The following is a 13,035-nucleotide window of genomic DNA, read 5'->3' as shown; positions in this document are numbered from 1 at the left end:
TCGGCGGCCCAGAGGGGCTGATCGGGCCATACCGCATACCGGGCGCTGGGGGTGAACGAAGGCCCTGTGCTTCTTTGAGGCCGTTTGCCCTCACCTCTACCCTCTCCCAGAGGGAGAGGGAGTAATACCCCAAGCGGGGTCCGAAGAGGGGTGATCAACTACTGCTCTGACCGCGGCGATGGGCGCTGTGTCCTTGGGCGGCCGTTGAGGCACCGCCGAGCAGCGGAGCGACGGGCGGACAGGGCTCGCAGCTGTTTGAGCGCAGCGATTTCTGCGAGACCCCGCCCGTCGTGAGCAGCGCAGGGAAGCCGCGAAGCGGCCGGTGACGTCGGCCGCCCAAGGGCACAGCGCCCATCGCCGAGCCCCCCGAACAACGAACGACCTAAACCACCAACCGATACCCCACTGCCGTCTCGGTCAGCAGATGCCGGGGCTGCGCAGGATCGGCTTCGAGCTTCTGCCGCAGGTGGCCCATGTAGATGCGCAGGTAGTGGCTCTGGTCGGTGTGCGACGGACCCCACACCTCGCGCAGCAACTGGCGCTGCGTGAGCACGCGGCCGGCGTTGGCGACCAGCACCGACAGCAGGCGGTACTCGGTCGGCGTGAGGTGCACCTCGGCGCCGGCGCGGCGCACGAGGCGCGCGCCGCGGTCGAACTCGATTTCGCCGAACCTGAAGAGCGCTTCCGCCGGTTCGTCGCTGCCCCCACCGGCCGCGCGAGGACGCCGCAGATTCGCGCGCACCCGCGCCAGCAATTCGCCGGTGCCGAAGGGCTTGGTCAGGTAGTCGTCCGCACCGGCATCGAGCGCGGCGATCTTGTCCGCTTCGTCGGTGCGCGCCGAGAGCACGATGATCGGCACCGCCGACCAGCCGCGCACGTCGCGAATGAGCGAAACCCCGTCGCCGTCGGGCAGGCCCAGGTCGAGCACCAGCAAATCGGGCTGACGCGTTCCCGCCGCCGCCAGGCCATCGCGCAGCGTGCCGGCCTCGTGCACCAGCCAGCCTTCGGCCTCGAGCGCGCCGCGCACGAAACGGCGGATCTGCGGCTCGTCTTCGATCACGATGGCGGTGGGGGACGGCATGGGTACGGGCGCGGAGTTCGGGTTCGGGGTTCGGTCAGAGCTGCGCTTCGGCCGGTTCGGGCGGCTCGCGGCGTGGCAGGGTGACCGTGAATTCTGCACCGCCGTCGCGCGCGTTGGCAGCGGTGATTTCGCCGCCGTGTGCGCTCACCACCGCACGGCAGATCGCCAGGCCCAGGCCCACGCCCGGCGTGGCCGACTCGGCCTCGCCGCGCGTGAACTTGTCGAACAGCTTCTGCTCGTGGCCCAGCAGCGCGGCAGGCAGGCCCGGCCCGTGATCGCGCACCGTGAGCACCAGCGTGCCGGGCTCGGCGCGCGCACCGACCACGATGGGCGGGGCGCCGTACTTGGTGGCGTTTTCGAGCAGGTTGACCAGCACGCGCTCGATCAGCACGGCATCGAACTCGACCAGCGGCAGCTCGGGGTCGAGCGCGGTCTGCACCACCACATTGCCCAGCGACGTGCGTGCCGCGCGAATGGCCGAGCCGACCACTTCTTCGACCGACTGCCAGTCGCGCCGCAGGTTGACCGCGCCACCCGCGATGCCGCTTTCGAGCCGCGCCATGTCGAGCAGGTTGCTGACCAGCGCATGCAGCTCGTGCGCCTGCGCGACGATGGCGCGGCCGGCTTCGGCATGCGCTTCGGGCGGCAGGGTCTGCAGCGATTCGGCCAGCGCGATCAGCGCGGTGAGCGGTGTGCGCACGTCGTGCGAAATGGCGCCGAGCAAGGCGTTGCGCAGCCGCTCGGATTCCATTTCGACCACGGCCTGCTGCGCCACCTCGACGTAGTGCACGCGCTCCAGCGCAATCGCGATCTGGCGTGCCAGCGTGTCGAGTTGCTGCGCCTGCTCGGGAATGAGCAACCAGCGCGGCTGGGACGGCGACAGCGCCAGCACGCCGCGCACGCGCATCGGCGCCCGCAGCGGCACGTAGTGCCAGGGCTGCGCCGCCAGGGTGGCAGTGGCAAGGCCGGCCGGCTGGCCGTGGCGGAAGGCCCAGTCGGCCACCTGGGGATCGAAGCCCTGCGGCGGATCGACGGGCTGCACCAGCTGGTCGGACGCGTCGGTGACCAGCACCAGTGCGTGGCCGCCGAAATGGCCCCGCACCGCGGCACCGCCGAGCGTGACCACCTGCGAACTTTCCAGCGCGGCCGACAGCTCGCGCGTGAGCTCGAACAGCGAACGCGCGCGCCGCTCGCGGCTGGTGGACACGCCCGCCGCAAAGCGCAGGCCGGCGGTGAGCTGGCCCACCAGCAGGCCGACGCCGAGCATGATCGCGAAGGTCAGCACGTACTGCACGTCGCTCACCGCGAACGACAGCCGAGGCGGCACGAAAAAGTAATCGAAGGCGGCCACGTTGAGCAATGCCGCCAACGCCGAAGGCCCGCGGCCGAAGCGCATGGCGACGCCCACCACGCCGAGCAGGAACACCATCACGATGTTCGACAGCTCCAGCACGCCGGTCAGCGGCGTGCAGACCAGCGTGAGCGCCACGCTGGTGGCGATAGCCCACGCGTAGCCGGGCCAGTAGGTCGGCGCTTTCTCGTGATCGTCGCTGTCGATGCGCGCACCCTCCAGCGGCGCGCGCGACAGGCGGCGCGAACTTTCGGCGCGGGCCACTTCCATGATGTCGAGCGCGGGCGCGCGCTGGGCCAGTGCACGCGACAACGGCAACGCACGCGCAAAGGGCCACCAGCGGCGCCAGCCGGTGGCAGGCTCAGGACGCCCCAGCACCAGCGTCGCGCAGTTGAGCCGGCGTGCCTGCCCGGCCAGCTGCTCCGCCACGTCGGAGCCGGTCAGCACCGCGGTGGCCGCACCCAGCTCTTCGGCCAGCTTGAGCACGGCGAGCGTGCGGTCGCGCTCGGCCGCGGCCAGCCGTTGCAACCGGGGCGTCTCGACGTACACCGCATGCCATCGCACATTGAGCTGGCCCGCCAGCCGCGCCGCGGTGCGCACCGTTTGGGCCGCGCCTTCGTGCGGCCCGACGCACGCGAGGATGGCGCCGGAGGTGTTCCATGCCTGCAGGCCGCGGCCGTTGCCGCCCGCGCCCGACTGCTCGACGCGCCAGCCGCGCACGTCGTCTTCGACGTGCTCGGCGGTGCGGCGCAGGGCGATCTCGCGCAGCGCGATGAGGTTGCCCTTGCGGAAAAAGTTCTGCGCGGCGCGCTCGGCCTGTTGCGGCAGGTACACCTTGCCAGCCGCGAGCCGGGCCGTGAGTTCGTCGGGCGTGACGTCGACCAGCACCACCTCGTCGGCTTCGTCGAGCACGGTGTCGGGCACGGTCTCGTGCACGCGCACGCCGGTGATGGCGCCGACGGTGCCGTTGAGGCTTTCGAGGTGCTGCACGTTGAGTGCCGACCACACCTCGATGCCGGCGGCCAGCAGCTCCTGCACGTCTTGCCAGCGCTTGGTGTGGCGCGAGCCGGGGGCGTTGGTGTGGGCCAGCTCGTCGACCAGCAGCACGGCGGGCTTGCGTGCCAGCGCGGCATCGAGGTCGAACTCGGCGAGCGTGCGGCCGCGGTAGTCCAGCTCGCGCAGCGGCAGCGCATCGAGCCCGGCCAGCAGCGCGGCGGTTTCGCCGCGGCCGTGGGTTTCGATCACGCCGATCAGCACGTCGCGGCCGGCGGTGCGCTCGCGCTGCGCGGCGCTCAGCATGGCCCAGGTTTTTCCCACGCCGGCGCTGGCACCGAAGTAGATGCGCAGCTTGCCGCGCTGCGCGCGCGCCTCGTCGCTGCGCAGCTGCGCGATCAGGGCGTCGGGGTCGGGGCGGTCGTCGGACATCACGGCCATGCAGGTTATCGCATCGGGCCGTCCTTGCGGCGGCCGGCATGCCGCCGCGCGGTGCGCGACAGCACCCACCAGGCAAAGCCCAGCGGCACGAACAGCGCGGCCATGGCCAGCAGCGCAAGAAGCAGGTCAGTGACCATGGCGCAGGCCGCAGCGCGCGAGGTGCTCGCGCCAGCTCACGAGCCGGCCGATTTCTCCCGAGGGCACGCATTCGATCAGCCGGTGCAGCACGTCGGCGTAGCTGGCAATCGGCAGGCGGATCATCAGGCGCACGCAGGGCGCATCGCTTTCCTGCGTGCTGCAGGCGTGCAGCAGCGGCTCGCAGCGCACCACGCCCGCATCGGGACAGCCGGCGATGCTGCGGCGCACGCGCAGGGCATCGGCGCAGCAGACGGTGACGTCGAGCACGAAGAACTGGGTGGTGCTCATCGCGGCGCGCGCCGTGGGCGTGCGCACCAAAACGCCGGGGTGTTCTCGGTAAGCGGCATAGGCCATGGTTCGTTTCTCCTCAACGCGCAGCCGAAGCCGGGGATGAAGCGTCGAGCGCGAGGTTCAGTGCCAGCACGTTGACGCGCGATTCGCCCAGCACGCCCCACAACGGGCTCTCGGTGTTCTTCGCGATCAGCGCGCTCACCTGTTCGAGCGGCACGCCGCGCGCACGGGCAACGCGCGCCGCCTGGTAGTGCGCGGCGGCCGGGCTGATGTGCGGATCGAGCCCGCTGCCCGACGCGGTGACGAGGTCGACCGGCACCGGCGCGGTGTTGTCCGGGTCGACCGCGCGCAGGGCTTCGACGCGGCCCTTGACCGCATCGGCCAGTGCCGGGTTCAGCGGGCCCTGGTTCGAGCCGCCCGAGGCGCTGGCGTTGTAGGGCTGCGGCGCGGTGGCCGACGGGCGGCCCCAGAAGTGCTTCGGGTCGCTGAAGTTCTGGCCGATGAGCTTCGAGCCCACCGTGGTGCCGTCGAGCACGATCAGGCTGCCGTCCGCCTGCGCCGGGAACGCCGCCTTCGCGGCCCCGGTGACGGCCATCGGATAGATCAGGCCGGTGAGTGCGCTCAGCAGCACGAAGAGCACGAGCGCGGGGCGGAAGATGCCGCCGTTGTTGCCGCCGTTGATATTGCCGTTGTTGTCGTTGGTCATGGTGAAAAACTCCTCAGACGAGATGGACGGCCACGAGCAGCCAGTCGATCAACTTGATGCCGATGAAGGGAACCAGCAGGCCGCCCAGGCCATAGATGGCGAGGTTGCGGCGCAGCAGCGAAGCGGCGCCCACCGGCCGGTAGCGCACGCCCTTGAGCGCCAGCGGAATCAGGAACACGATGACGAGCGCGTTGAAGATCACCGCCGACAAAATGGCCGACGACGGGCTGGCAAGCTGCATCACGTTGAGCGCGCCGAGCTGCGGATAGGTCGACACGAAAATCGCCGGAATGATCGCGAAGTACTTCGCCACGTCGTTCGCGATCGAGAAGGTGGTGAGCGAGCCGCGCGTCATGAGCAGCGCCTTGCCGGTCTCCACCACTTCGAGCAGCTTGGTCGGGTTGGAGTCCAGGTCGACCATGTTGCCCGCCTCTTTCGCGGCCTGCGTGCCGCTGCCCATGGCCACGGCCACGTCGGCCTGCGCCAGCGCGGGGGCGTCGTTGGTGCCGTCGCCGGTCATCGCGACCAGGCGGCCTTCGGACTGGTACTTGCGGATCAGCGCGAGCTTGTCTTCGGGCGTGGCTTCGGCCAAAAAGTCGTCGACGCCGGCCTCGGCCGCGATGGCCGCCGCCGTGAGCTTGTTGTCGCCGGTGATCATCACCGTCTTGATGCCCATGCGGCGCAGCTCGGCAAAACGCTCCTTGATGCCGGTCTTGACGATGTCCTTCAGCTCGACCACGCCGAGCACGCGCTCGCCCTCGGCCACGGCCAGCGGCGTGCTGCCGCGGCGGGCCGTTTCCTCGGCGACGCGCAGCATCTCGGCGGGCATCGCGCCGCCGAGCGATTCCACGTGCCGGCGAATGGCATCGACCGCGCCCTTGCGCAGCACGATGGCGTTCACGTCCAGGCTGTTGGGCGCGGCCGGCAGGTCGACGCCGCTCATGCGGGTCTGCGCGGTGAAGGGCACGAAGCGGGCGCCATCGACCGCGGTGGTGTCCAGGCCGTCGCGGCGGGCCAGCTCCACGATGCTGCGGCCTTCGGGCGTTTCGTCGGGCAGCGACGCGAACATCGCGGCGCGTGCCAGCCGGGCCTTGGGAATGCCGGGTGCGGGCAGGAAGGCGCTGGCCTGGCGGTTGCCGTGCGTGATGGTGCCGGTCTTGTCGAGCAGCAGCACGTCGACGTCGCCGGCGGCTTCCACTGCGCGGCCCGAAGTGGCGATCACGTTGGCCTGCATCATGCGGCTCATGCCGGCCACGCCGACGGCCGACAGCAGGCCGCCGATGGTGGTCGGAATCAGGCACACCAGCAGCGCCACCAATGCGGTGAGCGACACCACGGTGCCCGCGCCGGCGGCCTCCACGCTGAACACCGAGAACGGCAGCAGCGTGACGGTGACCATCAGGAACACCAGCGTCAGTGCCACCAGCAGGATGGTCAGCGCAATTTCGTTGGGCGTCTTCTGGCGCTTGGCCGCTTCGACCATGCCGATCATGCGGTCGAGGAACGACTCGCCCGGGTTCACCGAGATGCGCACCACCAGCCAGTCGGACAGCACGCGGGTGCCGCCCGTCACGGCCGAGAAGTCACCGCCCGATTCGCGCACCACGGGTGCCGATTCGCCGGTGATGGCGCTTTCGTCGACCGAGGCCACGCCTTCGATCACTTCGCCGTCGAGCGGGATCACATCACCCGTCTCGACCAGCACGATGTCGCCCTTGCGCAGGTTGGGCGCCTGCTCGGGCAGCCAAGCGGCGCCATGGTGTGGCTCCGCGAGCTTCTTGGCCCAGGTGTCCTTGCGCAGCCCGCGCAGTGACGCGGCCTGCGCCTTGCTGCGGCCTTCGGCCAGGGCTTCCGCGAAGTTCGCGAACAGCACGGTGAACCACAGCCAGATGGTCACGGCCAGCACGAAGGCGGGCTTCATGCCGGTGTCGCCCGGGAAGCTCAGCGCGTGCACCCAGAGCAGCGTCGTGAGGATGCTCCCGATGTAGACGATGAACATCACCGGGTTGCGCCACTGGGTGCGCGGGTTCAGCTTGGCAAAGGCGCCCCACAGGGCGGGCTTGACCAGCGCTGCATCGAACAGCGAAAGAGAAGTTTTTGTGTTGGCAGTCATGGTGCGCTCCTTATTTCCAGAGCACGAGGTGTTCGACGATCGGGCCCAGGGCCAGCGCCGGCACGTAGTTGAGCAAGCCGACCAGCAGCACGGTGCCGATCAGCAAAGAGACGAACAGCGGGCCGTGCGTGGGCAGCGTGCCGCCGGTGACGGGCAGGCGCTTCTTGGCGGCCAGCGCGCCGGCAATGGCCAGCACCGGCACGATCACGCCGAAGCGGCCGAGCCACATCGCCAGGCCGAGCAGGCCGTTGTAGAAGGGCGTGTTGGCCGACAGGCCGGCAAAGGCGCTGCCGTTGTTGTTGGCCGCCGAGGTCAGCGCATACAAAATTTCAGAGAAGCCATGCGCGCCCGGGTTGGCAATGCCGGCCTTGCCGGCGCCCGCGACCACCGCCACCGCGGTGCCAGCCAGCACAAGAATCGGCGTAACCAGGATGGCGACGGAAATGAGCTTCATCTCGCGCACCTCGATCTTCTTGCCGAGGTACTCGGGCGTGCGGCCGATCATCAGGCCGGCAATGAACACCGCCAGCATCGCGAAGATCAGCATGCCGTACAGGCCGGTGCCGACACCGCCGAACACCACTTCGCCCAACTGCATGAGCACCATCGGCACCATGCCGCCCAGCGGCGTGAGCGAGTCGTGCATGAGGTTCACGGCACCGCACGAAGCGGCGGTGGTCACGGCGGCGAACAGCGACGAGGCATCGATGCCGAAGCGCAACTCCTTGCCTTCCATGTTGCCGCCGGTCTGCAGCGCACTGGCCATCTGGTCCACGCCCAGCGGCGCCAGCAGCGGGTTGCCGGCCTGCTCGGCGGGCGTGATGACCATCACCGCGACCACGAACATCACCGTCATAGCGGCCAGCACGGCCCAGCCCTGGCGCATGTCGCCGACCACGCGGCCGAAGGTGAGGCACAGTGCCGCCGGGATCAGGAAGATGGCCAGCATCTGCAGCAGGTTGGTCAGCGCGGTCGGGTTCTCGTACGGGTGCGCCGAGTTGGCATTGAAGAAGCCGCCACCGTTGGTGCCGAGCATCTTGATGGCCTCCTGCGAAGCCACCGGGCCCATGGCCAGCGTCTGCGTCTTGGTGGTGGCGTCTTCCAGCACCGGCTGGCCCTTGTCGTCCTTCAGCGGCTGGCCGTCGGCGCCGTTCTTCGGTTGCTGGAACGCCGTGGTCTCCAGCGTGTTCACGGTCTTGTACTCGTCGAAGTTCTGGATCACGCCCTGCCCCGCGAGGCACAGCGCGAGCACGAACGAGATCGGCACCAGCACCCACAGCGTGATGCGCGTGACGTCGGCCCAGAAGTTGCCGACCAGGCCCCTGCCGTCACCGCGGCGCGCAAAGCCGCGCACCAGTGCGAAGGCCACGGCGATGCCGGTGGCTGCGGACAAGAAGTTCTGCACCGTCAGGCCGAGCATCTGCGTGAGGTAGCTCATGGTCGACTCGCCGCCGTAGCCCTGCCAGTTGGTGTTGGCGACGAAGCTCACCGCGGTGTTGAAGGCCGAGTCGGGCGACACGGCCCCCATGCCCGCGGGGTTGAACGGCAACCAGCCCTGCAGGCGCTGCAGGGCGTAGACGAAGAAGGCGCCGATGGCATTGAAGGCCAGCAGTGCGAGCGCATAGCGCAGCCAGTGCATCGACTGCTCCGGCCTGGTGCCGGCGATCTTGTAGAGCGGCGCCTCGACGCGCTGCATCCAGCGCGGCATGCGCTCGTTGCACAGCATGGCAAGGAACTTGCCGACGGGCCAGGCCAGCACGCCGAGCGCGACCAGGAAAAGGGCCAGCAGGCCCCAGGCGGAGGAAGTCATTTCAGAATTCCTCCGCGCAGATCAGCGCGAACACGAGATAGGCAAAGAGAATCACGGCGACCAGGGCGCCGAAGCCATAGAGAACTTCGAGGCTGATCACGATGCGTCTCCGTTGCCGCCGTTGCTGGCGTTGGCGCTGCTTTTCGGTGGGTTCGGTCCTTCGAGCCTGTTCAGCCCGACGACCATGGCCGCCACCACGACCCATAGCGCCAACAAGGCGCCCATCCAGACGATGTCCATACATCACTCCTGCAAAACAAGACGGGCTTCAGTCTCGGCAGTCGTGCGTAAAACCGGGGGAAAGAGTCAGGGGGCGGGCGTAAAGAAAGCGTAAAAACGCGGCGCCGCGCGGTCCGGCGCGGCACCGGCGCATGCCTCGCGGCGGACGCTTCAGAGGTCTCGCTGAAGATGCCAGGCCTGGTACTTCAGGCTCGCCACCGCACCCGCGACGATGCCGGCAATGGCGGGCAGGCTGGCGATGCTCAGGGTCGACACCGCACTCAGGCCCTGCCCGATGGTGCAGCCCATGGCGGTGACGCCACCGATGCCCATCAGCACGCCGCCCGCCACGTGGTGCGCCAGGTCGCCGGTGCTGGCGAAGCCTTCCCAGCGGAATTCGCGCGACCACAGGGCGTGCACCGCGGCGCCGGCCACCACGCCGGCCACCGACGCGATGCCCAGGGTCAGCAGCTTGTTGGCGTCGCTGTAGAACATCAACCAGTCGAGCGCATAGGCCACCGGCGTGACGAAGCTCAATGCCTCCGCACGGCCGGAGTTGGTGGCAAGAAAGACATGCTCCAGCGTCAGCGGATGCTCGTCGACCACGGCCCAGTGGCCGCTGAGCCACCACGCCGCCACCACCAGCAGCCCGATCAATACGCCGCCGACAAGGCTGCGCACGTCGCGCGTCTCCCGCCGGCCCCACGCGGCCCATGCCAGCAGCGCGCCGCCGATGCCAAGGCCGAGCAGCAACCGCAGCGAAGGGCCATGCACCTGCAGCGCCGCGGCCAGCACGTCGGGCAGCGAGGCATTGGTCGCCATGTCGAGGTGCACGCTGTCCACCGTGGCCACGCGCAGCACCGCCGTGATGCCCTTGAGCGTGGCGAAGGCCGACACGCCCATCACCAGCAGCACCACCAGCGCCTTCAGGCTTCCGCCGCCCAGGCGCACCAATGTCTTGTTGCCGCAGCCCGAGCACAGCACCATGCCCGCGCCGAACAGCAGGCCGCCGACCAGCGCCGACAGCCAGAGCAGGCGGTTCGATGCATACAGCGTCTGGTCGGGATCGACCAGCCCGGCGTAGACCAGCACCGAGAAACCGATGAGCGCGATGGCGCCGGCGGCGGCCCATTGCTTCACGCGGGTCCAGTCGCCCAGGTTCACCACGTCGCTGATCGCGCCCATGGTGCAGAAGCGCGTGGACCGCGCCACGATGCCGAACACCGCCGACAGCACGAAGGCGGCGGCAAGTGCGAGCGACGTGAGAAGGGAAACCTGCGCGATGGACATGCCGCGATTCTAGGGAGCGGCCCCGCGCCCGCGCCGCATCGTTTCAGCTCAGGCCGGGATTCGGCGCGATGTTCTTCAGCACAGGTTCGTCGAGCCGGCGCGTGGAGATCACCTTGCGCGATTTCAGCCACGGCTCGATGACTTCCCACACTGGCTTGTTGCCGGCCGTGCGCGCCTCTTCGCTCACCGGCGCCCAGCCCGCGACCTTGTAGCTGCGGCCGGCCTCGATGGGCTTGCCGCCCAGGCGCATGTCCTGGATGCGCTGCCCCATCGATGCGGTCGGGTCGCAGGTGTATTGCAGGCCGCCCACGCGCACCATGTCGCCGCCCTGCTGGTAGTAGGGGTCGGGGTTGAAGAGGTTGTCGCAGACGTCCTCGAGCACGGTCTTCAGCGTCTCGCCCGTCATCTGCGTCACGGTGGCGTACGAGTAGGTGGTGGCCGTCATGTCCATCAGCCATTCGCGCGTGATCGGCTGGCCCGGCAGCAGCGAGGTGCCCCAGCGGAAGCCCGGCGAAAAGGCGATGGGTGCGTCTTGCACTTCCATCAGCGCATCGAGCAGCAGCTGGTCGCCGGTGCCGTTGAAGTTGCCGCGCCGGTACAGCGTGCCGTCGGTGTGCGCGAGCGTTTCCGAAAGCTTGGCTTCGTAGGGTGCGCGGATGCGCGTGATGAGCGCGTCCATGTCCTTGTCGGCCGGGATCAGGTCGGAGAACACGGGCAGCAGGCGGTAGCGGAAGTCGCTGACCTTCTTGCCCTTGACGTCGAAATCGATCACGCCGAGAAACTTGCCGTTGGAGCCGCCGTTGACCACGATGGTCTTGCCGCCCGCGTTGCTCACCAGCGTGGGCATGGGCGTGCCGTCGTGCGTGTGCCCGCCGAGGATGGCGTCGATGCCGGTCACGCGGCTGGCCATCTTCAGGTCGACGTCCATGCCGTTGTGCGAGAGCACCACCACCACCTGCGCGCCCTTGCCGCGCGCTTCGTCGACCACGCGCTGCAGGTTGTCGTCCTGGATGCCGAAGGTCCAGTCGGCCACCATGTAGCGCGGATTGGCGATGGGCGTGTAGGGAAAGGCCTGGCCGACGATGACGCACGGCACGCCGTTGATCTCGCGCATCACGTATGGCTTGAACACCGGGTCGCCGAAGTCGGCGGTCTTGACGTTCTGCGCGACGAATTCGATGTGGCCGGCAAAGTCTTTCTCGATGATCTGCTTGACCCGCTCCATGCCGTAGGTGAATTCCCAGTGCCCCGTCATGACGTCGACGCCGAGCAGCTTGCAGGCATCGACCATGTCTTGTGCCTGCGTCCACAGCGACGTGGCCGAGCCCTGCCAGGTGTCGCCGCCGTCGAGCAACAGCGCGCCGGGCCGGCTGGCCTTGAGTTGCTTCACCAGCGTGGCCAGGTGCGCGAAGCCGCCGACCTTGCCGTAGCGTTGCGCGGCCTTGTCGAAATCAAGGTACGTGAGCGCATGCGCCATGCGCGTGCCGGGCGGCACGCCCGCGGCCTTGAGCAGGTGCTCGCCCACCAGGTGCGGCACCTTGCCGCGCATGTTGCCCACGCCGATGTTGACGCCGGGCTCGCGGAAGTACAGCGGCTTGAGCTGTGCATGGCAATCGGTCATGTGCAGCATCGACACGTTGCCGAAGCGCGGCAGCGCATACATGCTGTCGAGGCCGGCTGCCGCATCGGCACTGCCGTAGCGGCCCAGTCCGATGCCGGCCACGGCGCCGGCCCCGAGCATCTGGACGAACTCGCGCTTGGAAAGGTTCATGGAGAGAAAAAGAGAGAAAGGGCCGGCCGCTGGGACCGGCGGTGGTCAGCGGTTGACGGGAGACTGGGGATCGAGCAGCAAGCCCATCACGTCGCGGATCTGCTTTTCGTTCAGGATGCCGGAGTGGCCGACGCGCGGCATGTTCGAGCAGGCGTTGTAGGCCCGCGCGTTCCACAGCTTGCCCCAGGTGTATTCGACGATGGGCTTGGCCGCGGCACTGGCCGGATCGCTCACGCCGCGCAGCTTGCCGTAGTGGTAGAGGCTGGGGCCGAGGGTGCCGAAGGAGATTTCTTCCTTCGACATCTGGTGGCAGTTGTAGCAATTGCCGCCGTTGGCGGCGCTTGCCGATGCAGCGGGGTCGGACCACGTGAGGCCGCGTCCGTTCTGCGCGATCTTCTCGCCTTCGCGCCAGTCGCCGAGGAACTTGCCGTCGGAGGGCCAGCGCACGGTTTTCATGTTGGCGGCCTCGATGTCCTTCGCGACCTTTTCGTCGAGCGGCTTGCCGCTGGCGTCGGCTTCGCTGCAAGCAAGATTGGCCGGGTCTTGGACGAGCCGATCGACCTTGGCGATGCCCTGGTCGCGGAAGGAGCGTTGCAAGGCCTCGGCGGTCAGTTTGTCGAGGTCGGCGGCGCTGTCGACGGACGCACACCCGAACACGGTGAGCGCGCAGGCGACGGCGGCCATGCCAAAGAGGTGATCGGCTTTCATTCGTGTTCCTTCAGTGACTCACTGCGCTGTGCGTGAGCTTTGTCTCGGCCGTTGTTGTCGGTTTTGGCGCTGCTGTTTGGGAGCGGGTGCGGGATCGGGAGCGGAGTCATTCGGGGCGCGTGC

Annotated in this window: 12 protein-coding genes; all 12 read right to left on the bottom strand. The window is 68.7% G+C overall.

Annotated elements, in window-relative coordinates:
- Nucleotides 1-382: 382 nt before the first annotated feature.
- A complete protein-coding gene (gene kdpE / locus DBV14_RS21050; RefSeq protein WP_124461714.1) occupies nt 383-1,081 on the bottom strand; it encodes a two-component system response regulator KdpE in 699 nt (232 codons plus the stop codon).
- A 34-nt stretch (nt 1,082-1,115) separates the two neighbouring features.
- Entirely contained in the window at nt 1,116-3,857 is a 2,742-nt protein-coding gene (locus DBV14_RS21045) for a DUF4118 domain-containing protein (RefSeq protein WP_124461722.1), read from the bottom strand.
- Between the two features lie 14 nt (nt 3,858-3,871).
- Complete coding sequence (locus DBV14_RS33990; RefSeq protein ID WP_260397153.1) at nt 3,872-4,003, bottom strand: hypothetical protein; 132 nt, start codon at nt 4,001-4,003, stop codon at nt 3,872-3,874.
- Nucleotides 3,993-4,358, bottom strand: a complete 366-nt coding sequence (locus DBV14_RS21040) for a hypothetical protein (RefSeq protein ID WP_124461712.1) — start codon at nt 4,356-4,358, stop codon at nt 3,993-3,995. The genes DBV14_RS33990 and DBV14_RS21040 overlap by 11 nt, the downstream gene beginning before the upstream one ends.
- 13 nt (nt 4,359-4,371) lie before the next feature.
- Complete coding sequence (gene kdpC / locus DBV14_RS21035; RefSeq protein WP_124461709.1) at nt 4,372-5,001, bottom strand: potassium-transporting ATPase subunit KdpC; 630 nt, start codon at nt 4,999-5,001, stop codon at nt 4,372-4,374.
- Between the two features lie 13 nt (nt 5,002-5,014).
- A complete protein-coding gene (gene kdpB / locus DBV14_RS21030) occupies nt 5,015-7,114 on the bottom strand; it encodes a potassium-transporting ATPase subunit KdpB (protein WP_124461707.1) in 2,100 nt (699 codons plus the stop codon).
- A gap of 10 nt (nt 7,115-7,124) precedes the next feature.
- Nucleotides 7,125-8,924 (bottom strand): potassium-transporting ATPase subunit KdpA, encoded by a 1,800-nt coding sequence (gene kdpA / locus DBV14_RS21025; protein WP_124461705.1) that lies wholly within the window; start codon nt 8,922-8,924, stop codon nt 7,125-7,127.
- 1 nt (nt 8,925) lies between these two features.
- Nucleotides 8,926-9,024, bottom strand: a complete 99-nt coding sequence (gene kdpF / locus DBV14_RS21020; protein WP_124461703.1) for a K(+)-transporting ATPase subunit F — start codon at nt 9,022-9,024, stop codon at nt 8,926-8,928.
- The gene (locus DBV14_RS33485) at nt 9,021-9,164 is read right to left on the bottom strand and encodes a hypothetical protein (RefSeq protein WP_185546079.1); all 144 of its coding nucleotides are present in this window, start codon (nt 9,162-9,164) and stop codon (nt 9,021-9,023) included. The genes kdpF and DBV14_RS33485 overlap by 4 nt, the downstream gene beginning before the upstream one ends.
- A 150-nt stretch (nt 9,165-9,314) precedes the next feature.
- A complete protein-coding gene (locus tag DBV14_RS21015) occupies nt 9,315-10,433 on the bottom strand; it encodes a YeeE/YedE family protein (RefSeq protein ID WP_124461701.1) in 1,119 nt (372 codons plus the stop codon).
- 43 nt (nt 10,434-10,476) lie between these two features.
- A complete protein-coding gene (gene soxB / locus DBV14_RS21010; protein ID WP_124461699.1) occupies nt 10,477-12,204 on the bottom strand; it encodes a thiosulfohydrolase SoxB in 1,728 nt (575 codons plus the stop codon).
- Nucleotides 12,205-12,249: 45 nt separating this feature from the next.
- Nucleotides 12,250-12,912, bottom strand: a complete 663-nt coding sequence (soxX, locus tag DBV14_RS21005) for a sulfur oxidation c-type cytochrome SoxX (RefSeq protein ID WP_124461697.1) — start codon at nt 12,910-12,912, stop codon at nt 12,250-12,252.
- Between the last annotated feature and the right edge of the window lie 123 nt (nt 12,913-13,035).

Origin of the sequence: Variovorax sp. KBW07 (assembly GCF_003852515.1) — a bacterium.
In the GTDB taxonomy this organism is placed as follows: Bacteria; Pseudomonadota; Gammaproteobacteria; order Burkholderiales; family Burkholderiaceae_C; genus Variovorax.
The sequence above is the reverse complement of the archived record's forward strand: the minus strand, read 5'-3'. Positions and strand labels throughout refer to the sequence as shown.

What these genes read in the sequence shown, in the direction of transcription:
- kdpA (WP_124461705.1), bottom strand. Translation starts at nt 8,924, where the DNA reads ATGACTTCCTCCGCCTGGGGCCTGCTGGCCCTTTTCCTGGTCGCGCTC.
- DBV14_RS21045 (WP_124461722.1), bottom strand. Translation starts at nt 3,857, where the DNA reads ATGTCCGACGACCGCCCCGACCCCGACGCCCTGATCGCGCAGCTGCGC.
- kdpB (WP_124461707.1), bottom strand. Translation starts at nt 7,114, where the DNA reads ATGACTGCCAACACAAAAACTTCTCTTTCGCTGTTCGATGCAGCGCTG.
- soxB (WP_124461699.1), bottom strand. Translation starts at nt 12,204, where the DNA reads ATGAACCTTTCCAAGCGCGAGTTCGTCCAGATGCTCGGGGCCGGCGCC.
- soxX (WP_124461697.1), bottom strand. Translation starts at nt 12,912, where the DNA reads ATGAAAGCCGATCACCTCTTTGGCATGGCCGCCGTCGCCTGCGCGCTC.
- kdpC (WP_124461709.1), bottom strand. Translation starts at nt 5,001, where the DNA reads ATGACCAACGACAACAACGGCAATATCAACGGCGGCAACAACGGCGGC.
- DBV14_RS33990 (WP_260397153.1), bottom strand. Translation starts at nt 4,003, where the DNA reads ATGGTCACTGACCTGCTTCTTGCGCTGCTGGCCATGGCCGCGCTGTTC.
- DBV14_RS21015 (WP_124461701.1), bottom strand. Translation starts at nt 10,433, where the DNA reads ATGTCCATCGCGCAGGTTTCCCTTCTCACGTCGCTCGCACTTGCCGCC.
- kdpE (WP_124461714.1), bottom strand. Translation starts at nt 1,081, where the DNA reads ATGCCGTCCCCCACCGCCATCGTGATCGAAGACGAGCCGCAGATCCGC.
- DBV14_RS33485 (WP_185546079.1), bottom strand. Translation starts at nt 9,164, where the DNA reads ATGGACATCGTCTGGATGGGCGCCTTGTTGGCGCTATGGGTCGTGGTG.
- DBV14_RS21040 (WP_124461712.1), bottom strand. Translation starts at nt 4,358, where the DNA reads ATGGCCTATGCCGCTTACCGAGAACACCCCGGCGTTTTGGTGCGCACG.